20 protein-coding genes and 4 pseudogenes are annotated in these 23,953 nt (G+C 69.6%); 10 read left to right on the top strand and 14 right to left on the bottom strand.

The features are described from left to right. Positions 1-150: 150 nt before the first annotated feature. Positions 151-516, bottom strand: coding sequence for a MerR family transcriptional regulator (locus tag ACFC09_RS16945; protein ID WP_376528530.1), 366 nt, complete (start codon positions 514-516; stop codon positions 151-153). Between the two features lie 115 nt (positions 517-631). Here ACFC09_RS16945 and ACFC09_RS16940 point away from each other — a divergent pair, with 115 nt between their 5' ends. After that, positions 632-1,537, top strand: a complete 906-nt coding sequence (locus ACFC09_RS16940; protein WP_376528527.1) for an NADP-dependent oxidoreductase — start codon at positions 632-634, stop codon at positions 1,535-1,537. A 307-nt stretch (positions 1,538-1,844) separates the two neighbouring features. Here the strand turns inward: ACFC09_RS16940 and vanX are convergent, their stop codons facing one another. The 5 genes and pseudogenes from vanX to ACFC09_RS16915 form a co-directional block, all read right to left on the bottom strand. Further along, positions 1,845-2,453, bottom strand: coding sequence for a D-Ala-D-Ala dipeptidase VanX (gene vanX / locus ACFC09_RS16935; RefSeq protein ID WP_376528523.1), 609 nt, complete (start codon positions 2,451-2,453; stop codon positions 1,845-1,847). Further along, positions 2,450-2,944: pseudogene (locus ACFC09_RS16930) on the bottom strand (D-alanine--(R)-lactate ligase); the annotation flags it as partial. The gene vanX and the pseudogene ACFC09_RS16930, both read right to left, overlap by 4 nt. A gap of 30 nt (positions 2,945-2,974) precedes the next feature. Beyond that, positions 2,975-3,790 (bottom strand): annotated as a pseudogene (locus tag ACFC09_RS16925) (NAD(P)-dependent oxidoreductase); the annotation flags it as partial. A gap of 180 nt (positions 3,791-3,970) precedes the next feature. After that, positions 3,971-5,119: a lipid II:glycine glycyltransferase FemX gene (locus ACFC09_RS16920; RefSeq protein WP_376528520.1), complete on the bottom strand. Its 1,149-nt coding sequence runs from the start codon at positions 5,117-5,119 to the stop codon at positions 3,971-3,973. A gap of 120 nt (positions 5,120-5,239) precedes the next feature. Then, positions 5,240-6,349: an endonuclease/exonuclease/phosphatase family protein gene (locus tag ACFC09_RS16915; RefSeq protein WP_376528517.1), complete on the bottom strand. Its 1,110-nt coding sequence runs from the start codon at positions 6,347-6,349 to the stop codon at positions 5,240-5,242. Positions 6,350-6,500: 151 nt separating this feature from the next. Between ACFC09_RS16915 and ACFC09_RS16910 the strand changes: the two genes are divergently transcribed. The 8 genes and pseudogenes from ACFC09_RS16910 to ACFC09_RS16875 all read left to right on the top strand — a co-directional run. After that, positions 6,501-6,674 (top strand): hypothetical protein, encoded by a 174-nt coding sequence (locus ACFC09_RS16910; RefSeq protein WP_376528514.1) that lies wholly within the window; start codon positions 6,501-6,503, stop codon positions 6,672-6,674. Between the two features lie 195 nt (positions 6,675-6,869). Then, entirely contained in the window at positions 6,870-7,565 is a 696-nt protein-coding gene (locus ACFC09_RS16905; protein WP_376528512.1) for a response regulator transcription factor, read from the top strand. Continuing rightward, positions 7,558-8,640, top strand: a complete 1,083-nt coding sequence (locus ACFC09_RS16900) for a sensor histidine kinase (RefSeq protein ID WP_376528509.1) — start codon at positions 7,558-7,560, stop codon at positions 8,638-8,640. The genes ACFC09_RS16905 and ACFC09_RS16900 overlap by 8 nt, the downstream gene beginning before the upstream one ends. 221 nt (positions 8,641-8,861) lie before the next feature. Then, positions 8,862-9,016 (top strand): annotated as a pseudogene (locus tag ACFC09_RS16895) (winged helix-turn-helix domain-containing protein); the annotation flags it as partial. Positions 9,017-9,072: 56 nt separating this feature from the next. Then, on the top strand, positions 9,073-10,551 hold the full coding sequence (locus tag ACFC09_RS16890; RefSeq protein WP_376528505.1) for an ATP-binding protein: 1,479 nt from the start codon (positions 9,073-9,075) through the stop codon (positions 10,549-10,551). Between the two features lie 378 nt (positions 10,552-10,929). After that, positions 10,930-12,297 carry a ferric reductase-like transmembrane domain-containing protein gene (locus ACFC09_RS16885; RefSeq protein WP_376528503.1) on the top strand — a complete coding sequence of 456 codons (1,368 nt, stop codon included), beginning with the start codon at positions 10,930-10,932 and terminating at the stop codon, positions 12,295-12,297. Positions 12,298-12,337: 40 nt separating this feature from the next. Then, entirely contained in the window at positions 12,338-12,838 is a 501-nt protein-coding gene (locus ACFC09_RS16880) for an FMN-binding protein (protein WP_376528500.1), read from the top strand. 141 nt (positions 12,839-12,979) lie between these two features. Continuing rightward, positions 12,980-13,158 (top strand): annotated as a pseudogene (locus ACFC09_RS16875) (AraC family transcriptional regulator); the annotation flags it as partial. A gap of 285 nt (positions 13,159-13,443) precedes the next feature. Here the strand turns inward: ACFC09_RS16875 and ACFC09_RS16870 are convergent. From ACFC09_RS16870 to ACFC09_RS16835, 8 genes are all read right to left on the bottom strand, one after another. After that, positions 13,444-14,340 (bottom strand): hypothetical protein, encoded by an 897-nt coding sequence (locus tag ACFC09_RS16870; RefSeq protein ID WP_376528497.1) that lies wholly within the window; start codon positions 14,338-14,340, stop codon positions 13,444-13,446. Positions 14,341-14,411: 71 nt separating this feature from the next. After that, a complete protein-coding gene (locus ACFC09_RS16865; protein WP_376528495.1) occupies positions 14,412-14,804 on the bottom strand; it encodes a peptidase inhibitor family I36 protein in 393 nt (130 codons plus the stop codon). Positions 14,805-15,271: 467 nt separating this feature from the next. Then, positions 15,272-16,582 carry an alpha-glucosidase/alpha-galactosidase gene (locus ACFC09_RS16860; RefSeq protein WP_376528493.1) on the bottom strand — a complete coding sequence of 437 codons (1,311 nt, stop codon included), beginning with the start codon at positions 16,580-16,582 and terminating at the stop codon, positions 15,272-15,274. Next, positions 16,579-17,535, bottom strand: a complete 957-nt coding sequence (locus ACFC09_RS16855; RefSeq protein ID WP_376528490.1) for a carbohydrate kinase family protein — start codon at positions 17,533-17,535, stop codon at positions 16,579-16,581. Before ACFC09_RS16855 ends, ACFC09_RS16860 begins: the two co-directional genes overlap by 4 nt. Before the next feature lie 43 nt (positions 17,536-17,578). Further along, entirely contained in the window at positions 17,579-18,469 is an 891-nt protein-coding gene (locus ACFC09_RS16850; RefSeq protein ID WP_376528487.1) for a carbohydrate ABC transporter permease, read from the bottom strand. Then, positions 18,466-19,401, bottom strand: a complete 936-nt coding sequence (locus ACFC09_RS16845) for a carbohydrate ABC transporter permease (protein WP_376528484.1) — start codon at positions 19,399-19,401, stop codon at positions 18,466-18,468. The genes ACFC09_RS16850 and ACFC09_RS16845 overlap by 4 nt, the downstream gene beginning before the upstream one ends. Positions 19,402-19,413: 12 nt before the next feature. Then, on the bottom strand, positions 19,414-20,742 hold the full coding sequence (locus tag ACFC09_RS16840; RefSeq protein ID WP_376528481.1) for an ABC transporter substrate-binding protein: 1,329 nt from the start codon (positions 20,740-20,742) through the stop codon (positions 19,414-19,416). A gap of 644 nt (positions 20,743-21,386) precedes the next feature. Continuing rightward, the gene (locus tag ACFC09_RS16835) at positions 21,387-22,349 is read right to left on the bottom strand and encodes a 1-phosphofructokinase family hexose kinase (protein WP_376528479.1); all 963 of its coding nucleotides are present in this window, start codon (positions 22,347-22,349) and stop codon (positions 21,387-21,389) included. 331 nt (positions 22,350-22,680) lie between these two features. Here ACFC09_RS16835 and ACFC09_RS16830 point away from each other — a divergent pair, with 331 nt between their 5' ends. Further along, positions 22,681-23,916 (top strand): Gfo/Idh/MocA family protein, encoded by a 1,236-nt coding sequence (locus ACFC09_RS16830; RefSeq protein ID WP_376528476.1) that lies wholly within the window; start codon positions 22,681-22,683, stop codon positions 23,914-23,916. Positions 23,917-23,953: the final 37 nt, after the last annotated feature.

Raw genomic sequence — 23,953 nt, 5'->3', positions numbered from 1 at the left:
GCACCTCGGCGCCGCACGGGCCGAAGGGGGCCGGGTGTGGCCGGACAAGGCGCAGAGCCGGGCCGCGCCGCCCTTCATCCGGCGCGATCCGGGAAACACGGTGATGTTCGAGTTGGTGTGACGCGCGTAAGGCCGCGGGAACAGCACTCTTCACTGCGTGTGGTTGCACTCAGGAGGAGGGTTCCGCGTGTTGGCGATCACATTGTCGAGCCGGTCCCGCGCCGCGAGCAGGTCGATGATCCGCCGGCTGATACGGGCGCGTTCGGTCTCCAGGTGGTCCAGGAGCCCCGGGGCCGCTGTGCCGGTATCCACGCACGGCAGCACCTCACGTACGGACCTGCTCGGCAGGCCGGCGGCAAAGAGCTGCTGGATCAGTCTGACCCGACCGACGGCGGTATCGGGATACCGACGCTGGCCTCCGGCACTGCGGTCGGGTCGCAGCAGGTCTTGCTCCTCGTAGTACCGCAGGGCCCGGACGCTCACTCCCGCCTTCTCCGCCACCTCACCGATACGCACCGGTCCTCCGTTCTTCGGGCCGTTCGTCCGACTTGCATCTGACGTCGGCGTGAGGTTTTAGCGTAGCTGGCGTCGAGGCTCACCGAGCCCACCGATCCGGTAAGGCAGGACAACCATGCGCGCAGCCCGCTATCACGAGTACGGCGGTACAGAGACCCTTGTGATCGAGGAAGTGCCGGATCCGCGTCCTGGCCCCGCCGAGATACGCATCCGGGTCTCGGCGGCCGGCGTCAATCCCGTCGACTGGAAGGTACGCAGCGGCGCGGTCCGTGACGTGCTCCCCGTGGAGTTGCCCGCGATCCCCGGACGCGATGCCGTCGGCGTGGTGGACGAGATCGGTGACGAGGTGCGCGGGGTGAGTATCGGGGACCGTGTTTTCGGGCTGGGCGGTGTCACCGGTGCTACAGCCGAGTTGGCTGTGCTCTCGGCCTGGGCCCCCGCGCCGACCGTATGGAGCGACGAGGAGGCCGCCGGTGCCGGCTTGGCTTCCGTGACCGCGCTGGCCGGGCTGGAGGTATTCGGTTCCCTCAAGGGGCGCACCCTTCTCATCGAGGGCGCCGCCGGAGGCGTGGGCAGCGCCGCGGTGGAGATCGCTGTCGCGCAGGGCGCCACGGTCGTCGGAACGGCCGGCGGGCACAACCACGAGTTCCTCAGCGCTCTTGGGGCAGTAGCCACCACCTACGGCGCGGGGCTCGCGGAGCGCGTCTCCGCCCTCGCCCCGGACGGTATCGATTTCGCGCTGGACACCGTGGCCTCCGGGTCCCTGTCCGACCTCGTCGCGATCGTGGGCGATCCCACCCGTGTGTCGACCGTCGCCGACCATGCCGAAGCAGCTCGTCTGGGCACGCATCTGGCCAACGCGCGTAACGACTCCGCGCTTCTCGCGGCAGCCGGGGAGCTGGGCCGACAAGGCCGCTACACACCGCGCGTCGAGCGTTCCTACCCGCTCGAACAGATCGCGGAAGCCCATGCCCACTCCGAGCGCGGGCACGTCCGAGGAAAAGTCGTGGTCCGCATCTGAGCGTTCTCCAGGCCGGTTTCGTGGTCTGTCCAGTGGGTTCGTCGGCGGTCCGGCGTCGGTTGTGGCCGCGTCGGACTCCCGTCCGGTGCCGTCCGGTGCCGTCCGGTGCCGTCCGCGCCAGAGGGACCAGCTCAGCAGTCCGGCTGCGGTCACGACCGGCGGGTGGAGGACGACGGCGAGGGGACGGCGGATCTCCGGAAGGGTCGGCACGGTCGGATCGCCGACGCGAGCGGCTGATCCGGAGCGGCAGGCTGCTGCACTGCCGCGTCGGCGCCTGACTGATCACACTCTCGTTCGACCGACTCGGCTATTTGACGGGAAAGTCGAAATAGGTGTCCGGGTAAGGTTCGTCTTGGAGGGTGTAGTGCCACCACTCGCAGTCGTACGCACTGAAACGGCACGCCTCCATGATGGACCGAAGGTACTGACGGTTCCTCGTTTCGACTTGCGTGATGCCTTTCGCTCCATGATGCGAGATGGCATCCATCAAGTCATGGCCACCGCCCATGGGAACGAGTTCGCCCGTGGCCAGGTCATAGAGCGTCAGGTCCACGGTGCTCCCGCGGCTGTGGCCCGACTTGGCGGCCACGTATCCCCTGTCGAACATCTCGGCTCTGCCGATATTCGGATAGTGCCGCGACTTCGTCCGGCCGTCTTCCGGCTGTTCCGACCAGCGCAGAAAGCAGTCGACGGCGCGCTGCGGGCGGTAACCGTCCCAGAGCAGCAAGCCGAAACCGAGGGATTCGGCCTTCTCCCTGGCTCGCTCCAGGGCTGTGCACAAGGCCCTCGTGCCGACGATTCGATTGGCCAGGTATCCGTCCACCGGCTTGCCGGTGAAGTTGTCCCACGTGGCGTACTTGGCATCCCAGCGCATGTCGGGCGCCAGTTCGTCCACGAAGACGAAGTCCTCCTTCATCGGCTCTTTCCCGCCAAGGCCAGCGACACCGTACGGTCGATCACTTCGCTGAGCGGCATCCCTGCGGCGGCCATCATCCTCGGATAGCGACTGTACGACGTCATACCGGGAAACGTGTTGACCTCGTTGAGTACCACTGTTCCGTCCTTCGTGAGGAACAGGTCCACCCGCGCCAGTCCCCTGCACCCCAGGGCTCGATACACGGCCATGGCCGTGTACTGCACGAGCCGGCGTGATTCCGCTGGAATGTCAGCGGGAACGATTGCCGTCGAGTTGTCGGAACCGGCTTCGGGGTCATCCTCCTGATGGACGCGGAAGAAGCCGTGGGAGAGGGCGATCCGGTCCACCTCGCCCGCCATCAGATCCTTTTCGTTCCCCAGGATGGCGCAACCGATCTCGCTGCCGACGACAGCCTCTTCGATCAGCACTTTCGAGTCGAACTGCCTCGCGGTTTCCACCGCGCCCAGCAGTTCCTCCGCTCGGGATAGTCGCAGCAGCACCTTGCTTTCAATGGGCTTGTTCCGACAGTCGGAGTAGAAGATGCCTTCCTCGCCTTCGAGGACATCCAGCGCCGCGCCGCCCAGCCTGCCGCTTCCCAATGCGGAAAGGAGGGCCTCGGTATCCATGAGCGCACCGCGCCCCGTGTTGACGATGAACGCACCGTGCTTCATCTGCTCCATACGCCGCCGATTCAGCAGATGGCGGGTATGCGCGGCAAGCGGTGTGTGGAGCGTGACGATGTCGCTCTGCCGCAGCAGTTCATCGAGCGGAACGTAGTCGACAGCAGCCTTGGGGCGATTGTCGTGGGCGAGTATTCGACAGCCGAAGCCCCGCAGTCTGTCGATGACCGCAGTGCCGATGCGGCCGGTGCCGATCACCCCGACGGTCAGATCGCGCAGCTCTTTCCCACGCGCTTCACTCAGCCTGTAGTCGTGCATGGCTGCACGGCGGATGATGGATTTCGCATCCCGCACTGCCATCAGCATCAACATCAACGTGTAATCGGCCACGCTGTCCGGCGAGTAGGTGACGTTCTCCACCGAAATGCCGATGCTGTCGGCGTATTCCACATCGATGTGGTTGTAGCCGATGCTTCGCGTAGAGATGTACGTCACGCCGACTTGACCGAGCGCACGAAGAGTGGCGCGGGTGATGGAAGCCTTGTGCCCGACACTGATGCATCGGCTGCCGGCTGCCAGCTCGCTGTTGGCTTCGGATACCGGCGTGTCCGTGATGGTCGGCGTCACGCCGAAACGAGGCGCCAACTGCCGGAACAAGACGGCCTCATCCGGGCCGCACCCATAGACGGTGACGCGGGGCGGGTCGCTGTAGGTCATGCCTTCCAGTCAAGGCAGCGTGGTGTTGCCGGAACGTATGCGGATTTCGATACACCGGCGATACACCGCGGCGCCTTGACTGGGGGCATGACCTACAGGGAAACAGCATGATCCCGCTCGGCCTCGACGAGGTCGCCGCCGCGCTCGCGTAGCCGGCCAGGCCGGAGTCCGCCTTGGGACTCAGCCACGCCCGCGCCGCCGCAGGTAGAGGCCGAAAGCCCGGTAGACCATCGGCCGCAGCGGCAGGTCCCACTCGCCGACGTACCGCACGGCCTGACCGCCGGTGCCGACCTTGAACTGGATCAGTCCGACGTGCGCGTCGTCGGCGTCGAGGGTCGGGGTGATGCCGCGCAGGTCGTAGACGTCGCAGCCGGCCGCGAGGGAGTCGCGGATCATCGCCCACTGGCAGGCGTTGGAGCCGCGCACCTCGCGTTTCCGGGTGGCGGAGGCACCGTAGGCGTACACCGCGTGGGCGCCGACGCGGACCAGGACGGTGGCGGCGACCAGGTCGCCCTGGTGGTGGGCCAGGTAGAGCTTGATCCGCTCGGGGTCCTCCGCGCGCAGCGCCGCGAACATGGTCTCGAAGTAGCGCAGCGGCCGGGGTGTGAAGCGGTCGCGCTCGGCGGTGTGGACGTAGAGGCCGTGGAACGCCTTGAGGTCCTCACCGATCGTGACCTCGACCCCCTCCTTGGCCGCCTTCTTGATGTTGCGGCGCCAGAGCTGGTTCATGCCCCTGAGCAGGTCGTCCTCGGTCCTGCCGACCAGCGGAATCTCATACTTGAACTGCGGGTGCCCGACCCCGAAGCCGTCCTGCGGGTTCTGCGGCAGCCAGCCGGCCTCCCTGAGCCGACCGGTCACACGGGCGCCGACCGGGTCGTCCCACTGGCTGGGCAACTCCGTGAGCCGCTTGATGCCCGGATCGGCGATGCCCTCCTTGACCTGGGCGGCGCTCCAGGTGTTCGTGTACACCGGTGGGCCAAGCCGGATCGCGAACGCGCCGTGTGCCTTGAGGTACGCCGCCAGTGGAGCGAGCCATGCGCCGATCTCGCCGGTCCAGTCGATGACCGGGCCTTCTGGCAGATAGGCCAGCGTGAAGCGGTCGAGCCGCGGCACCGGTCGGTGCAGGACGAGCCCGGCACCGACCAGTCGCCGACCGTCGAACCAGCCGAGGGACTCGCCGCGCCATTCGGTCTTGACCCGGGCCCATGCCGGGGTCTGCAGGAAGCTGGCCGACCGCTGTGTCCGCACGAACGCCAAGTGCTCGGCGGCGCTGATCGGTTCGACGGTCGGGCGCACGCCCGCTGTTCGTGCTGGTTCGCTGTTGGACATGCCTCCAGTCAAGTCGGCGTGGTGTTGTCGGCACGTATGTGGTTTTCGATACGCCGACGATATGTGCCGGTGCTCACCAGCGATGTCAGGTTTTCACCAGTCGTGCGCCGGTCCTGGCGGTCACCAGCGGATTCCGGCCGCCACCGGTAGGTGGTCGCTGCCGGTCTCCGGCAGCAGCCACGCACTCGTCGGTTCCACGCCGTGGACCAGGATCTGATCGATCCGCGCGACCGGGAACGCCGCCGGCCAGCTGAAGCCGAAGCCCTCCCCCGCCGTGTCCTGGGCCGAGCGCATCTGCGAGGTGATGCCGTCGAACGCGCGGTCGTCCATGGTGCCGTTCAGGTCACCGAGCAGCACCACCCGCTCGTTCGGCTCGACGGCGAGGGCCTCGCCGAGTGCCCGCGCGTTCCGGTCCCGTGAGTCCGTCCAGAAGCCTGCCCTGGGATTCACCCGTACGGATCCCAGGTGGGCCACATACACCGCCAGTGGTCCGTGGTCCGTGGCCACCGTGGTGCGCAGCGCCCGGTTGTCGGCCATCTTGGCCTCGGCCGGTTTGGTGTCCCCCAGTGGTCCGACGTCCTGCCTGATGTCGACCGGCCGGGTGTCCGACAGCGGCAGCTTGCTCCACAGTCCGACCGTGCCCTGCACCGAATGGTAGGGGTACGCCTTCGCCAGTTCCTTCTCGTACGTGCCCCGGGACTGCTGGGTGATCTCCTCCAGGGCCAGCACGTCCGCACCGGAGGCGGCCAGGTCGCGGGCGGTACCGGCCGGGTCGGGATTCTCGGCGCCGACGTTGTGGCTGACCACGGTGAGGTCACCGCCCGACCGGGACCTGTCGCCGAGCAGCCCGCCGAAAAGGTTCAGCCACACCAGGGCCGGCAGCAGCAGCGCGACCACCGCGGAGGCCGAGCGGCGCCACAGCGCGACGGCGAGCAGCACCGGGACGAACAGGCCGAACCACGGCAGGAAGGTCTCCACCAGACTGCCGAGGCCGCCACTGTCGGTGATCTGTGCGTGCACCAGCATGAGCAGGCCCAGCACGAGCGCCGACGCCGCGGGCACCGGGCCGCGCTTCCACAGCCCCGGCCGGGAGAGGGCGCGGATCGCCCGATGAATCCGCGCACGCCGCGTCCCGCCGGTCCCGGCCGCCGCGGCACCGGCTCCGGCACCCGGCACACCGGTGTCCGCCGGGCTGCCCTGCCCGGTCCCGGCCGTGTCCACCTGCGTCATCGTCTGTCCTCGCTCACTGCTGTCCGCTGACTGCTTACTGCCGCTGACTGCTTACTGCCGTTCACTGCTTCCCGCTGCCGTTCACCGCCACGTCCTCGGGTCCTGCCCGGGGGCGGCATGCAGCCGGGGCACGCCGCGGTCGATCGCATCGGTGCGCAATTCGTGGTGCGAGGAAGGCGCGGAAGACGAGGAAGGCGCGGAAGACGAGCGGGACGAAGAGGGCTCCGAGGAGGACGGCTGGGACGAAGAAGGCTCCGAGGAGGACGGCCGGGGCGAAGAAGGCTCGGAGGAGGACGACCGGGGCGAGGACTCCTGCACCGCGTAGGCGGGGACTCCTGCGCTGATCACTGCTACGACGGCTGTCAGGCAGGCGACGATCAGCCGGCGAACCCGGCGGGCCGTTGTTCGTGCTGGTGCTGGGGTTCGGAGTCATTCCGCCAGTGAAAGCAACGCGATGTTACCGACACGTATGCGGTTTTCGATACGCCGACGATAAGTGCTGACTCGTAGCCTTGAGCACATGCGTGTCTTGATCGTCGAGGACGAGCCCTATCTGGCAGAAGCCATCCGCGACGGCCTGCGTCTGGAAGCGATCGCGGCCGACATGGCCGGTGACGGCGACACCGCTCTGGAACTGCTCAGCTGCAACGCCTACGACATCGCCGTCCTCGACCGCGACATCCCCGGACCGTCCGGCGACGAGATCGCCAGACGCGTCGTCGCCTCCGGCACGGGCATGCCCATCCTGATGCTCACCGCAGCCGACCGTCTCGACGACAAGGCATCCGGCTTCGAACTCGGTGCCGACGACTACCTCACCAAACCGTTCGAACTCCGAGAACTCGTCATGCGGCTCAGAGCACTCGACCGCAGGCGCGCGCACAACAGGCCGCCCGTGTGGGAGATCGCCGGTCTGCGTCTGGATCCGTTCCGTCGCGAGGTCTACCGCGACGACCGCTACGTCGCGCTCACCCGGAAGCAGTTCGCCGTGCTCGAAGTCCTCGTCGCCGCCGAAGGAGGTGTCGTCAGTGCCGAAGAACTCCTGGAACGCGCGTGGGACGAGAACGCCGACCCGTTCACCAACGCCGTACGCATCACGGTCTCGGCCCTGCGCAAGCGCCTCGGCGAACCCTGGCTCATCGCCACCGTGCCGGGCGTCGGCTACCGCATAGACACGGCGCCCGACACCGGACGTACAGGAAGGGACCGTGGATAGGCGTCCCGGGCTGAGCGTTCGCCTCAAACTCACCCTCAGCTACACCGGATTCCTCATGCTGGCCGGCGCCCTGATGCTCATCGCCGGATGGTTGTTCCTGACTCGTGTGAAGCACGTCGGGCTCGTCTTCGTGCCTGGCTACAGCCTCTCCGTCGCACGTGACTTCGCTCCGATGGCGGCCATCACGATGCTGTTCCTGCTGGTGTTCGGTCTCGGAGGAGGGTGGTTCCTCGCCGGCCGCATGCTCGCCCCGCTGAACCACATCACGCACGCCACCCGCATGGCCGCGAACGGATCTCTCTCCCACCGCATCCGGCTGCCGGGCCGCACGGACGAGGTCCGTGAACTCGCCGACGCCTTCGACAGGATGCTCGTACGGCTCGAAGCGCACGTCGCCGAGCAGCAGAGATTCGCAGCCAACGCCTCACACGAGCTGCGCACCCCGCTGGCCGTCTCGAAGTCGCTTCTCGACGTGGCCCGCAGCGATCCGGACCACGACACCAGCGAACTCATCGACCGTCTCCGCGCCGTCAACACCCGAGCCATCGATCTCACCGAGGCACTGCTTCTACTCAGCCGCGCCGAGCAGAGGTCCTTCACCCGCGAACACGTCGACCTGTCCCTCCTGGCGGAAGAAGCCACCGAAACACTCCTCCCCCTCGCGGAGAAGCACGGCGTCACCCTGGAAGCCAGCGGCGACATCGCCCTGACGATCGGATCACCGGCGCTCCTGCTCCAGCTGACCACCAACCTGGTACAGAACGCGATCGTCCACAACCTGCCCGGACGCGGCACCGTATGGGTCCACACCAGCGTCCGCCCCGACACCGTGGTACTCACGGTCGAGAACACCGGCGAGCAGCTCACCCCCGAGTCGGTCTCGACCCTCACCGAACCCTTCCAGCGCGGCACCGAGCGCGTCCACACCCACCACGCAGGTGTCGGCCTCGGCCTGGCCATCGTCAACACCATCACCCAGGCACACGACGGAGAACTCACCCTCGCCCCGCGCCCCGCCGGCGGGATCCGCATCACGGTGGAACTACCCTCGATGTCCCCGTACGGCGGCAGGTGAGGAATCGCCGTGCGAAATCGCCCGCATCCTCTGGAAGCATTCCGAACAGACGCCCCTTGTCCGTCTCCCCCTGTGAAATTCAGAAGGAACGCAGAGGTGGTCGTCCACCCGGGAGCGCAGCAGGAAGCGCGATGCTGGATGCATCATGCCTACCACCCCGAACCACATTTCTCCCACGCCGCTGCGCAGGCCGGACGGTGGCGCTGTCCGCGTCCCGGCTGATCCCCGACCGCGTGTGGTTCTACGACTTCGGGGCCGGGCCCACGTGGTCGGGCCGTACATCAGTCATCTGCGCAGGAAGACGGACGCCGGACGGTCCCCGCTGATCCACACGGTGCGCGGTGTGGGACACGTCCTCAAGCTGGCTCCCTCATGACACGGCGCCGGCCACGCCCGCCCGCCGCGCTGCGCCGGGGGTGGGCGGCTTCGCGCGTGCGTCGGCCGCTCTCCCTGCGCCTGCGGCTCACCGCCGGGCTCGTGGTGCTGCTGGCCGCGACGTGCGCGGTCGTCGGCGTCGCTACCGTCGTCTCCCTGGACAGCTTCCTCGTCGGTCGCATCGACCAACAGCTGACCGCCACCGGCGGCCGGTTCGCGGCCAGCCTTGAGCACGAGAAACACCCCGATGCGGACAACACCCCCGACACCCGCGGCCAGCCCGAGGGGACGTTCGGTGCCCACCTGTCGGCCGGGCACACCACCCGGGCGGCCGTGGTCAGGGACGAGGCCGACGCCACAGTGCGGCTGACGCCGGCCGACCAACGCGCACTGACCACGCTGCGACCGGGCAGCAAGGGCCGCAGCGCCCTCCTGTCCGCACTGAACGCTCGCTACCGCCTGACCGCCGTCCGGGGCGACGACGGCGACGTTCTTGTCACCGGGCTTCCCCTGCGCCCCGTCGAGGACACGGTGCACCGGCTGGAGGCAGTGGAGGCCGCCGTCTTCGGCGCCGCCCTCGTGGCCACCGCCGCCGCGGGCGCGGCCTGGGTGCGTCTGTCGCTACGGCCGCTGGAACGGGTGGCCGCGACGGCGACCGGGGTCACGCGCCTGCCCCTGGCCACAGGGGAGGTCGCCATGCCCCTCCCCGTCCCGTACAGCGACGGGCACACCGAGGTGGGCCGGGTCGCGACAGCCCTCAACCACATGCTCGGTCACGTCGGCGACGCCCTCGCTCGACGGCACGCCGGCGAGGAACGTCTGCGCCGCTTCGCCGCCGACGCCAGCCACGAACTGCGCACCCCCATCGCAGCGGTCCGCGCCCACACGGACCTCGCGCTGCGCCACACCGGCCCCCTTCCGCGGGAGGTACGGCACTCCCTGGAGCGCATCGCGGCCACGTCACGGCGGATGAGCGGCCTGGTCGACGACCTGCTTCTCCTCGCCCGCCTGGACGCGGGCCGTCCGCTGGCCCGTGAGCCCGTCGACCTCACCTGCCTGGCCCTGGACGCCGTGGGCGACGCCCGTGCCCTGTCCAGGGACCATCACTGGCTGCTGGAGCTGCCAGAGGAACCCGTCACCGTCCCGGGCGACGAACACCGCCTCCACCAGGTCCTGGCCAACCTGCTCGCCAACGCTCGCACCCACACTCCGCCCGGCACGCGCGTGACGCTCTCACTCACGCCGTACGCCGACCACATCGAACTGTCCGTCGCCGACGACGGCCCCGGTGTCCCCGAAGCCCTCCAGACCGAGATCTTCGACCGTTTCACCCGGGCCGACCCCGGCCGCTCTCGCCGGACGGGCGGCACGGGCCTCGGTCTCGCGATCGTCGACGCCGTCGTCACCGCGCACCACGGCACGATCGCCCTCACCAGCAGCCCCGGCAGCACGGCTTTCCTCCTGCGGCTACCGCTCACGCCGGTGCCCGATCCATCCCCCGCTCCCCGCCGGGACGCGGACTCCTCCTCCCTGTAATGCCTCACCACCGCTGCCGTCCGGCGCTCACGCGGGCGCGTCCGTCGCGGGCGACAGGCATCGGGGCGACAGGCATCGGGGCGACAGGCATCGGGGCGACAGGCATCGGGGACTGGCGCGCTCCAGGGGGCTCGTCCCCTGTACCAGGTGCCATGGCGAAACCCCCGCCGCACCGTTGCCGGGAGCGGGCGCGGGCTCTGAGTTCTCTCTGAATGGACGTGTGAGCGGGTTGCTCAGAGGCTTTGTAGAAGTTCCGGGGGCAGGGTGGCCGACGTACACGCACCACACGTCGCATCACACGGCGGATCACACGTCGCATCACACGTCGACGTGGCGTCGATGTGTCAGCGCACGCCGTGAGCCGACGAGAGGAGCCCTGTGGCCACGACATCCACCTACGGACGCCATGCCAGGACACGCCCCCCTCAATCCCGCCCGTCCGCTCCACACACCGTTTCCGTGGTGGCCCAGCTGCTGATCTGCGCAGGGGTCGCAGCCGTGGTGGGCCTGTGGTGGATCGACACCACCTCCGTGGTCGGCCTGGACGGCTGGCTGACCAACGCCGGCCGGGTCACCGGCATGCTGGCCGGTTACGCCTGCGCGGTGCTGCTCGTGCTGATGTCCCGCTTCCCCCTGCTGGAGCGGTCCGTCGGTTCGGACCGTCTGGCCCGCTGGCATGCGCTGGGCGGCCGGTACACCGTCTCGCTGACGCTCGCCCACACACTGCTGATCGTTCTCGGCTATGCGGCGAGCGCCCACGTGAACGTCGTCAGGCAGACCACCACGATCGTCCTGACCTATCCCGACATGCTCAAGGCGACAGCGGGCTTTCTGCTTCTGATCGCCACCGGTGTGATCTCGGCCCGTGCCGCACGCCGCCGGTTGAGCTACGAGACCTGGCACTACCTGCACTTCGCCACCTATCTCGCCATCTTCCTGGCCTTCTTCCACCAGTTGTCCGACGGCGCCGACTTCGTCGCGCACCGCTCCGCCCAGCTCGCCTGGTACGCCCTCTACATCGGTGCGGCGGCGCTGCTGGTGTGGTATCGCTTCCTCACCCCGATCAGGCTGGCGCGGCGGCACCGGCTGACCGTGACCGGGGTACGGCCCGAGGCGCCCGGCGTGGTGTCGGTCTTCATGACCGGCCGGCACCTCGATGAACTGGGCGCCCAGCCGGGTCAGTTCTTCCGCTGGCGTTTCCTCGTCCGCGGGATGTGGTGGACGGCGAACCCGTACTCGTTGTCCGCGCCGGCCGACGCGGGGTATCTGCGGATCACCGTGAAGGCCGTCGGCCGTCACAGTGAGGCGCTGGCCAGGCTGCGACCGGGCACCCGGGTGTGGGCGGAGGGGCCCTACGGTGCCTTCACGGAGGCCCGGCGCACAGCCCGCAAGGTCCTGCTGCTGGGAGGCGGCGTGGGCATCACACCGCTGCGTGCCCTGTTCGAGTCACTGCCCGGTGAGGTCACCCTGATCTACCGGGCGCGTCGTCCTGAGGACCTGGCACTGTGGCAGGAGCTGGACACGATAGCGGTCCGTCGTGGCGCGACCGCGCACTACGTGGTCGACGAGCCCGCCGAATACTCGTCGCCCCTCACCGCGGGTGGACTGGCCGCCCTCGTTCCCGACGTCGCCGAGCATGACGTCTATCTGTGCGGGCCGCCGGGGATGGCGGCGGCGGCGATATCGGCGCTGCGAGCAGCCGGTGTGCCCCGTCGCCGCATCCACCACGAGTCCTTCGCCTTCTGATCATTGTTCTACGGATTCCCAAAGCCAGGGGAGCACCTTCATGGCAGTGCGCCGGACCGCCGTCCTGACCGCCTCGACCGTTGCGGGCATCGTCCTGCTCCTGGGCCTGAAACCCCACCAGTCCACCCTGCCGGCCATCGCCGGTTCCGGCGGAAGCACCGCGGTCGCCCCGCCCGTGTCGGGCTCCGGTTCGAGTCGGCCGAGCCCGTCGAGCAACTCCCGCGGGTCGAAGGGCGGCAAGCGCAGCAGTGGCGGGGGCGGTGCCACGGGCACCTACGCCGGCGCCGTCATGCAGACCCCGTACGGCCCGATGCAGGTCGAGGCCACCTTTTCCCATGGCAGGATGACCGGCGTCCGAGCGTTGCAGACCCCGAACGACTCCGGGCGCAGCCAGTCGATCGCCGCCAGTTCCGTGCCCACTCTGACCCGGGAGGCCCTGGCCGCGCAGAGCGCACAGATTCAGGCCGTCTCCGGTGCCTCCTACACCAGCGAGGGCTACATGCAGTCTCTCCAGAGCGCCCTGGACAAGGCCGGTGCCTGAGACACCGGACACCGGCGGTGCACGTAGCAGCCGGGGTGGTCCCCGACGCCGGAACGGCACGGCGCCCGAGGCTCGTACGAAGCATCGGGCGCCGGCGCGTATGCCGGACCGGCCTGTCCGAATCTGACAGCAGACCGTCATTGCCGCCGCGCGCACCCGCTGGCCGCCGCCGGGCTGCTGGACGGCAGGACGGCAGGACGGCGACGACGCACTGGTCGACCGCGGCGCAGTTGGCGGCCGGGTACCCCGAGGCCGCCGTCGACCCCGATCCGATCTTCGTGCGCTTCGGCGACGTGTGGACCGGCGCCGGGATCACCTCTGAGGTTCCCCCGCTGTGCGGGGGAACCTCACTTCGAGGCCGGGCGGCCCGTGGACGTGGCCGCCTGTGTAACCGACCGACGACCTGGAGACGGAAAGGCCGCCAGGCGGGGAATCGCGGGACGGCCGGCAACACCGGTGTGTCGTTCCTCCGCGATCCTCGCCGGCGAGCGGGAAACCACTGCCGCTCTCCCCGAAGCCGCATCCGTTTCCGCTACGACAGTCTCGACCGAGACACCCGGTTCGTCGGGTCGGTGAACCGGCCCGTTGCCGTGCTGCCCCCGTTTTCAGCGCAGCACGGCACGGGCCGCACGCAGCCACACGTCCTTGGCTCGGGCCAGCGCTTGGAACGCCTCGGAATGCCGGTCGACGAAGTCTTGTTGCCAAGTGGTCTCCGTCTGCTTCCAGTTGTCGATGAGCCCGGTTGATCCCTTGCAGCGCACATCCGTGACAGCGACCAGCACCTCATGTCTCGTCGGTCGCTTCGTCTTCCTCCAGGCCGGGTCGTTGGCCGCGTCGAGCGGTGTGGCGTAGGCGAATCCCGAACGTTTCATGCAGGAATTCCACGCGGCCAGTTCCTTCTGTACGAGTGAGTTCTTGAGCGAGGCGTCGAACGACCGGAGGGTGAGTTCGTTGAGCAGTGCGTGGTCGGACGCCGGTACCTGCCGGCGGAGCCGGTCGTGAGCCTTCTTCCAACACCCGTTGACGGACGCCGAATGCCCGGTCGCCCTGCCGAACGCGGCGTCCGCTTCAGCCTGGCTGAGTCCCGTATTCCGCGTGTTTTCGGCGGCCTCATGGCGGGCGACACCGGGCGGAGGCGGGGGCTGGTGGTAACCGTAGCCTTCCGCGACCTGCGGCTCGATGACGCCGTAACGCGAGCGGTTGGGCGGGTCAGCGTCCCCAGCGTGCGGCAGCGGCTTCCATGACCAGCCGTGGGTCCGCATGCACGGCACCATCAGGACGTCCTCCGCCGCCTGGATCACCAGCAGGTCGGTGGGCGTCATCTCGTAACGGTCGTACGGCAGCAGCAGGGCGCGGGCCTGCGTAGAGGCGGTGGGCCCGGCCACGACGGCGGAGGGTGTGTGTCCGGGCGCCGCGTCGGGCGGGGTGCAGCCCACCAGCAGGCCGCAGCTCCCCGTCACCAGACAGATGCCGGCGCGTCGGAGACCTCGGGACGCGGACACGTGGCTCCTCTCGGGCGGCGTGGCCCGGGTGCGAGGCCGTCGTGGCCGCGCACCCGGGAACGGCGGCTCGGTCAGCGGAACTTGACGCAGCTCAGGCGGTTGTCCTTGATGGCGTCGTTGCTGAGCTTGGGGTCCTTCGTGCCCGGGTACGACGTCGTGTGCGCGCCGGTGCAACCGACGTTCTGCCACAGGTCGACGTACTTGTTCGTGTAGTTCTTCACCGAACTGGTCTGGTTGTCGACCTTCTTGCCGTTGTCGAACTTGTTGTTCCTGAGGTCCTTGTCGGTCTTGGTCAGCCCTGCCCAGCCGCCCTTGTAATTGTCCTTCTCATAGAGGTGGAACGTGCCCGACTGGATGTGCACCGGGCGGCTGGACGGGTCCGCTGCCGCGGACTGGGCCAGTAACGTGCCGACGCCCAGAATGGCGACACCGACGGCGAGAGCACTCCTCTTGGTGAGATTCATTTGCTGATTCCTCCCGTAGTTCGTGCGTGATCGCGCATATTTCCTGCGCAGATGGTCCGTGCCGCGCGCTGCCGCCCACTCGGGTCCCCGCACCGCGCTCCCGAAGTCTTTCCTGAGTCGGCGCGCGGGGCATTGGCCGTGAGCGCAGAGCAATTGGCAAGGAGCGTCATAGCGCGACCCTCGTCGGCTTCCGTCACCTGTCGACGGGCACTCCGCGGCAATTCCGTCCGACCCGAGGCCATCCAGAGGTGATTATCACAATAATCGAATTGACCGGGCGAGCCGTCGCCGGCGCATGCGCCGGCCGAAGGTCCGCTCGACGATCCGGCGTCGAGGCGGCACTGCTCACCTCCGCGCTCGCGTCATGTCATCACGTCTGGACGGTCCGCGGTGTCTTGCGGGCATGACTCAACGGGCCGCGGCCACGCGGTCCAGGAGCCGAGCCTGATTCCTGGATGGACCACCCCTCACAGGTCCAGGCGGCTCCGCAGGCCCGGCTGGAGGCGGTCGCCGTGGGCGGTGACCATGTCGTCGCACAGGCGCCAGATCTGCTCGACGGGCAGGGCCGCGGCCGTGGCCGGGTCCGTCATCGCCGCGTGCCTGATGTGCCGCGGTTCGTCCTCGATCGCCGCCCGCACCACCAGGTCGTTGGCGCTCAGGTAGGTGCGGTTGAGCGCCGCCAGTTGGGGCGGGAGGGAGCCGACGCGGGTGGGCTGGACGCCCAGCGAGTCCACCAGGCACGGCACCTCGACCACGCCGTGCGCGGGCAGGTTGTCGATCAGGCCCTTGTTGGGGACGTTGCCGTAGACGGTGCGCGGGGTGCCGGTGACCATGCTGTGGATGATCTGGGGTGCGTACTCCATCGTCCCCTCGACGGTGAGCGGGGCACCGGCGGCCAGCGCGTCGCGGGTCTTCTCGTAGGCGGCCACGTTCTCGTCGACGATGGTGAGGTACTCGCCGATCGGCAGCCGGAGGCGTTCGACCTCGCTGGTGTGGTGCAGGTACCAGGGTACGTACTCGGAGGAGTGCTCGCTGGTCTCGGTCGGGTAGTGACCGAGCCTGCGGTACATGTCGACGCGGACCCGGCGACGCAGTTGCTCGTCGGTCGCGATCAGTTCGTCCAGCTTCGGGTAGAGACTCCGTCCCTGGTGTTCAAAGCGAAGCACCCATGCCTGGTGGTTGACGCCGGCGGCGTGGTAATTGATCTCCTCGTAGGGGACCTTGACCAGATCGGCGAGATCGCGCATCGTCCAGTACACCGAGTGGCACAGTCCCACCACCCGGGTCAGGCCGGTGGCCTGCGTCAGGTACTGGACGTTCATGGCCATGGGGTTGGTGTAGTTCAGCAACCACGCCTGCGGGCAGACGTCGGCGATGTCCCTGCCCAGTTCCCTGAGGAACGGGAAGGTACGCAGGGCTCGGAAGATGCCGCCGATGCCGAGGGTGTCGCCGATGGTCTGGCGCACGCCGTAGCGGGCCGGTACCTCGAAGTCGGTACGGGTGGCCTCCCCCATGCCGATCTGCACCATGTTGATGACGAAGTCGGCGTCTGCCAGGGCTTCGCGGCGATCGGCGTGGGCGGTGAGAGTGGGACGGGCACCGAGGGTGTCGGCTATGCGGAGGGCGGCGGCGTGCGAGGTGGCCAGCCGCTCGGCGTCGATGTCGTGCAGCGCGATGTGTACGGACTTCAGTGGGTCGAACGCGAGGAGGTCCGCGAGCAGTCCCTGGGTGAAGACGACGCTGCCTGCGCCGATGAAGACGATCTTGGGGGTGGTCATACCGGGGTTTCCTCGGTCTCGGGTAGGCGGGTGAGGACTTCGTCCCATGTGGGCTGTGCGGTGGTGCCGCCGTGGGCCCGGGTGGACAGGGCGCCGCACACCGCGGCGAAGCGGAGCGCTTCCGGCAAGGGCATGTCGTGCAGCAGGGCGGCGATGAATCCGGCGTCGAAGCTGTCCCCGGCGCCCACCGCGTCGACCGGCTGGAGGGGGATGCCCCGGGTGGTGAAGAGGCGTTCGCCGTCGTGGCACAGCGCGCCGTCGGCGCCGTTCTTGACCACGGTGACCGGGCCCCGGACTGCGAGCCGTTCGGCGGCGTCGGCCGGGTCGTCGGTGTCGAGGCGGGCCAGGCGCCGGGCTTCGGTGGCGTTGGGCAGCAGGAAGTCCGTGTGAGCCAGGACGGCGTCCAGGCCCGTGGTCTCCCACCGCCCCGCCGGGTCGTCATTCGTGTCCACGGAGGTGGTGGCGCCTTGTTGGCGTGCGGTGCGCAGGAGTTCCGGAAGCGCGGCCGCGAGCTGGGGCATCAGAAAGTAGGACGCGGAGTGGACGTGCCGTGCGGCGCCCAGCAGCGCCGCGGGCACGTCGTCGGTCGTGGTCGCGGCCAGGGTGCCGGGGGCGGTGAGGATGGCCCGGTCGTCCCCGCGGGTCAGCGAGACGGTCAGGGGGGTGGGCCGGCGGGGGTCGCGTTTCAGCGCCTCGGTGTCGACGCCATGGGCGCCGAGCCGGTCGCGCATGTAGCGGCCGGCGTCGTCGTCACCCACCCGGCCGGCGAAGGCCACCCTGAGGCCGAGGCGCGCGGCCCCGCAGGCGACGATCGCGCCGGATCCCCCGATGGTGAGGGCGCCGGTGGAAACCAGTTGTTCGCGCTGGCCGAAGGCGGGCGGTGCGTCGAGCGGGCCGATGATGACGTCGGGGTTGGCGTCACCGATGACGAGCAGGTCGAAGGTGTGTGGCATCGAGGTGTTCCTGCCTGGGTCGGATGTCGGGGTGGCGAACGGGTCAGCCCTTGAGACCGGTGGAGGTGATGGACTGGATGAACGCCTTCTGCGCACCGAGGAAGGCGAGCAGGACCGGCAGCACGGTGATGACGTTCCCGGCCATCACGGCGGCCCACTGGGTGTGGTGCTGGCCCTGGAAGGTCGTCAGGCCGAGCTGGAGCGTGTACTGGGTGTCGTGGTTGATCGAGATCAGGGGCCAGGTCAGGTCGTTCCAGGTGCTCAGGAACGTGAGGACGGCGACCGTGCTGAGGGCGGGCCGGGACAGCGGGAGCACGATCCGCCACAGCACGCGAAGCCGTGAGCAGCCGTCGATCCAGGCGGCCTCCTCCAGCTCGCGGGGCAGCGAGAGGAAGAACTGGCGCAGCAGGAACACCGAGAAGGGTGTGACCAGTGACGGCACGATCAGCGCGCCGAGTGTGTCGATGAGGCCGAGCTGCTTCATCACCAGGAACGTGGGGATCATCGTCAGCTGGAACGGGATCGCCATCGTGGCCAGCATCAGGCCCATCAGCAGCCGGGAACCGGCGAACCGCATCCGGGCGAACGCGTAGCCGCCGAGGGTGCCGAGCACGAGGTTCGCGGTGACCGTGACCAGGCTGACGAGGAAGGAGTTGGCGAACCAGCGGGGGAACATCGCGTTGCCCAGCACATAGCGGTAGCCGCCCAGGTCGAGGTGGGAGGGCCACAGCGCCGGCGGGAAGCGGTTGATCTCCGCGTTGCTCATCACCGAGCTGAGGGCCAGCCAGATCAGCGGCACCGCGAAGAGCAGGGCCATCGGGGCGAGCAGCAGATGCCAGGGGCTGAACGGCAGCCGCGGGCGTCCTCGGTGCGCCTCTGGCTCGGAGGAGGAGATCGCCTGCGCGGCATCGGGCGGGGCGGAGGTGAGTGTCATGCGGCGGCTCCTCGGCGGCGGCGGGCGACCTGGGAGATCACACCGATCAGTCCCAGGGCCACGGCCAGTGCGTAGGCGGAGGCGGCCCCGTATCCGGCGGTGGCGTTCTTGAACGCCTGCTCCCAGATGAAATAGACGATCACGGTGGTGGACCCGAGCGGGCCGCCCTTCGTGGTGACGTACACGAGGTCGAACGCCTGGAGGGACTGGATGGTCTGCCACAGCAGCAGGAAGACCGTGACGGGCCTGAGGGCGGGCAAGGTGACGTGGCGCAGGAGTTGGAGGCGGTCGGCGCCGTCCAGCCGGGCCGCCTCGATCAACGAGGCGGGCACGTCCTGGAGCGCGGCGAGGTAGATCACCAGGCAGAAGCCCGTACCGCTCCACAGGCTGATCGCGACGAGCACGGGCAGCGCCTGGGACGGGTCGGTGAGGAAGCCCTGGGACGGTATTCCGAGGTGGTGCAGTACCGCGTTGGCCGCGCCGAACTCCGGGTCCAGGATGAACGAGAACAGTACGCCCTGCGCGGTCGCGGAGACCACGAACGGGACGAAGTACAGGGTGCGGTAGAGCCCGACGAAGCGGATGCGCCGGTTCAGGGCGAGGGCGAGGAACAGTCCCAGCGCCATGCCGGCCGGCACGTACAGCACGGTGTACAGCAGGGTGTTGCGCAGGGCCTGGCTGAAGTGCGGGTCCTGGGCGAGGGCGCGGTAGTTGTCCAGGCCCACCCAACGGCTCGGGGTGACGAGGTCGTTGGCCTGGAAGGACAGCAGCAGCGACCAGATGATGGGCACCACGCTCAGCCCGAGGATGATCAGGACGGCGGGCGAGACGAACGTCCACGCCATGGCGGCTTCACGGGTGCGTCTGCGGCGCAGGGCACGCCGGTTGTCCGGGGGCTCGGACACGGTGATCGGGGTGGGCAGTCGCGACATGAAGGGGGCTCCTCAACGCGGGATGAGCAGTGCTGCGTTGGCGTCGGTGGCACAGGCGCGCAGTGCCTTGGCGGGGCTGCTCCGTCCCAGCAGCACGGCGACGACAGCCTGTCCGAGGGCCTGGGAGACCTGCGGATAGGCGGCGTGGACCGGGCGTACCCGGGCCGAGTCCAGGGCCTTGGTGAACACCCCGAGTCCCTCGGTGTCACTCTCCTTGTGCCGCCAGGCGGGCAGTTCGTCGGCCCCGCGGCTGAGCGGCAGGCTGCCCGCCTCGACGTCCCAGCGCACGTCCTGTCCGGGTTGCATGAGCCAGCTGACGAACGTCTTGGCAGCCTGCTTCCGGGCGTCGCCGTTGTCGAACACGGTCCACGTGTCGGGTCCGCTGATGGTCACCGGCCGGCCCGAGAAGCTGGGCAGCGGCACGACGTGGTAGTCGATCTTCGCCTGCTGGATGTCGGGCAGTTGCCAGGGGCCTGTGAGGGCCATGCCCATGCGGCCGGACATGAAGACCTGGTACATCTGCTCGCTGCCCGGCTTCGGGTCGACGTAGACGCTCTTGTCGCGGGCCAGCGCGGCCAGTACCTCCAGGGCGCGGGCCCCGGTGCTGCCGAATCCGATGTGCTTGCCGTCGCCGGCGACGACGTCCCCGCCGAGGTCCCAGACCATGGGCCACAGGCGCCAGACGGTGTCCTCGTCGCCGACGCCGGGCCAGCCGGTGCCGAAACGGCCGCCGCCGGCGTCGGTGAGCGCCTTGGCGGTGGCGACGAAGTCGTCCCACCGCCAGCCCGCCTCGGGCAGCGGCAGACCCGCCTGCCGGAAGAGCTTCTTGTTGCAGACCACGGCGAGGGAGTCCAGCAGCGCGGGCGCGGCGAGCACTCGGCTGTTGACGGTCACGGCCTTGCGCGCCGGTGCCCAGTAGCTCGTCCAGGCAGTGGGGGCATGCCGCACCGTGTCGGTGAGGTCGACGACCTGGGGGCTGCGGGCGATGCTCGCCAGATCGGTGCCGAAGATGTAGGCGATGTCCGGGTAGGAGCCGGAGGCGAGGGAGGCCGTCACCTTCTGGAGCATCGTGTCGGCGAGTACTCCGCCGCCCAGGTTGACGCGGATACGGGGGTGGCCGCGCCTGAAGGAGGCGACCAGGGATTCCAGTGCCTTCTTGCCGGTGTCGGTCTGGCCGTGCCACATCTCGATCGTCACGGTGCCGTCGGCGCCGACGCCGTCGTCGCGGCCTGCCGCGCAACCGGACGCCGCTGTGCCCGTGGCCGCTGCCGTGGCCAGGCCGACGCCGGCGCGCAGCACGTCGCGGCGTGCGGGCTGGGCACTGCGGGTGACCGCATACATGGGTACCTCCGGTGGGAGCCGTGGGACACGCGTCGTCTCTGCGAGGGGTGCGACCGGTGCATGGCGTACCGGCCGGGGCACAGGCCGACGGTCCCGGTGGGGCCGTGTGCGCCGCCGTCCTGCGGCGGCTGCGGCGTCACGGTGGGCGGCGCTCGGCGTCGGGCTCGGGGAGCGGGAAGCGGCGTCGGGCTCGGGGAGCGGGAAGCGGCGTCGGGCTCGGGGGCGGGAATCGGTCGTCGTACCGCTACAGCTCGCACGTGGGTCTCACGTGGGGTAACGGCGGCCGGATACGGGCGCCGCGAAGGCCGGGCGGTCCGGTCCGCACGGGCGGGCGCGTCCCGAAGTGGTGGTGGCCGTGTGGGTGTCCCCGGGGAGTCACGCCGATACGGATCACGTCCGAGCTCCAGAACATGGTGGGCACGGCCCCGCCTCGGACGCCGACGCGGTCCTGGCGACTCAGGCCGGACTTCTGACGCGTGGTCAGTTACCGGCTGGGCGTACCTCTGACGCCAAGTCCTTCGACTGCGGCGTTGGCCAGGAGTTAAACGACCGTTCCGGGCCACTGTCAAGAGGCAGGCATGCTTGGATATGCGCGAAACACCTGCGAAACGCGCACAATCGAGCACAGAGTGCCGGTGAGGACGTCACCGCGGTGACGAAGTTCCTCCGGTGGAGGTCGCGTCGGAGCGTCCCGTGCGCGGGGAGGCGATCGGACTGACGGTCACCGTGCGGAGCAGAGCGCGACGCACCTCGGGGTCGAAGTCCCCGGCGAGCGGGGCGGCCACGGCGGCGGCCGACAGGGCCACGGCCTCGGCGAGCCGCTCCGGCCAGGGTCGGCCGAAGGTGCGGGCGAGGGCCGCCACCGCCGCGTCTCCCGCCCCCGTCGGGTTGCCTGCGACGGGGGCGGGCGGACGGGCCCGCCACGCTCCCTGCGGCGTGTGGGCGAGGAGTCCTTCGGGGCCGAGGGAGGCGACCACCGCCCGCGCTCCCGCGGCGCTCAGCGCGGCCGCTCCGGCCCCCGGGTCGCTGCCGCCGGTGGCAGCGGCGAGTTCATGGGCGTTCGGCTTGACGACATCCGGCGCCGCGGCGAGCGCGGCCGTCAGCGCCGCGCCGTCCGCGTCGAGGAGGGTGGGCACATCCTGGGCGCGGGCCAGGGCGATCAGTGAGGCGTAGGCGTCCACGGGTATGCCCGGGGGCAGGCTGCCGGCGAGGACGACGGCCGCCGCGCCGCTCAGCAGCAGCCGGTAGTGGTCGACGAACCGGGCCCATTCGGCCCGGGTGACGAACGGTCCGGGCTCCAGCAGGATCGTGGTGTCGCGGTCGTCCACGACGGCGACGGTACGACGAGTCTCCCCCCGGATCGGGACGAGGTGGTCGGCCAGGCGGGCCGAGGCGAGTTCGGCGCGCACGGCGGCGCCGGTCGCTCCCCCGGCCAGCCCGGTGACGGCGCATTCGTGCCCGAGGGCGTGGAGGACCCGCGCCACGTTGACTCCCTTGCCGCCCGCCCGCTGGGCCACGGATGCGACGCGGTTGCTCGCATGGGGACGGAGCCGGTCGACCCGGTGGGTGATGTCGAGCGCGGCGTTGAGTGTGACGGTGAGGATCACCTGCTGCTCCTTCGGAGGTGTCGGTGGAGATGGGGGTCGGTGGGGTCGGTGGGGTCGGTGGAGGTGGGGGACGACGGTGGAGGTGGGGGTGTTCTGCGGGTGTTCTGCCGGCCGCTCCATGGCCCTGCACACGGCCAGATCGTAACCAAAATGCTCGAAGCTGCTCGCAACAAGCGTTGATCGAGCGTTTTCGAGCATCTATGATCGTGGGTGTCGCGGTGGAGACCCCGGTGCGATCCGGGTCGGCCGTGACGTATGCCTGCCGCCCGGTCCGGGCCCCGCGACGCCGTGGCGTCGAGCGCAACTCCCTGTCCGCGACGAAGGAGTGCTCATGTCCAACCAGCCATCCGCGCCGGAACTGCGCGTCGGCGTCGTCGGCGTCGGCCAGCGAGCCGGGCTGGCCGCCCTGGCCGAGCGGCCCGGATCGGCCCGCGTGGTCGCCTGCGCCGATCCGGCCGAACGCGGCCGCGCCGACGCGCGGGCGGTCTTCGGCACCGATGTCCAGGTCCACGAGCGCTACGAGGACCTGCTCGCGCACGACCTCGACGCCGTGTTCGTCCTCACCCCCGACGACGTCCACACCGCTCCCGCCCTCTACTTCCTCGAAGCGGGCGTCGCCGTGTTCGCCGAGAAGCCGCTGGCCGTCAGCCTCGACGACTGCGACCGCGTCCTGGCCGCCGCGGCCCGCACCGGAACCCGGCTGTACGTCGGACACAACCTCCGCCATCTGCCGGTCCTGCGCACCATGCGCCGCCTCGTCGAGGAGGGCGCGATCGGAACGGTGCGGGCCGTGTGGTGCCGGCACTTCGTCGGCCACGGCGGCGACTACTACTTCAAGGACTGGCACGCCGAACGCGCGCGAACCACCGGCCTGCTGCTCCAGAAGGGCGCGCACGACCTGGACGCGATCCACTGGCTGGCGGGCGGCTCTGCCCGCACGGTGACCGCGCTGGGCGACCTGGCCGTCTACCGCCCCGGCCCGCCCCGCCGTGCCGGGGCGCAGGACTCACGGCGAGTGCAGGACTGGTTCGACGAAGGCGTCTGGCCGCCGTCCGCGCTGCGCGACCTCAACCCCGTCATCGACGTGGAGGACATCAGCATGGTGCTGACCCGCCTCGACAACGGGGTGCTCACCAGCTACCAGCAATGCCACTTCACCCCCGACTACTGGCGCAACTACACCGTCATCGGCGACGAAGGCCGCATGGAGAACCTCGGAGACGGCATCCAGGGCGACGCACCGGTGATCAAGGTGTGGAACCGGCGGCGCTCCGGCTACCGCCCCGAGGCGGATCTGACCCTGTCCCCCACCGAGGCGACCGACGGCCGGCACGGGGGTGCGGATGAGGCTCTCGTAGCCGAGTTCCTGCGCTTCGTCGCGCACGGCGGCGCCACCGACACCTCGCCCGTCGCCGCCCGCGAAGCCGTCGCGACCGGCATCGCCGCCACCACGTCGCTGCGCTCGGGCGGCACTCCGGTCGAGGTTCCCGCCCTCGCCCCGCACCTCGCCGACTACTTCACCCGTCACCAGCCCGGCTCGCACGGGCCGGCCACCCGAACCCCCTGAGCCCCCTGAGCCCCGGTCCGCCGAATGACCGGCTCGG

It is taken from the genome of Streptomyces sp. NPDC056161 (genome assembly GCF_042268025.1).
In the GTDB taxonomy this organism is placed as follows: Bacteria; Actinomycetota; Actinomycetes; order Streptomycetales; family Streptomycetaceae; genus Streptomyces.
This window is presented reverse-complemented; position numbering and strand designations above follow the sequence as displayed.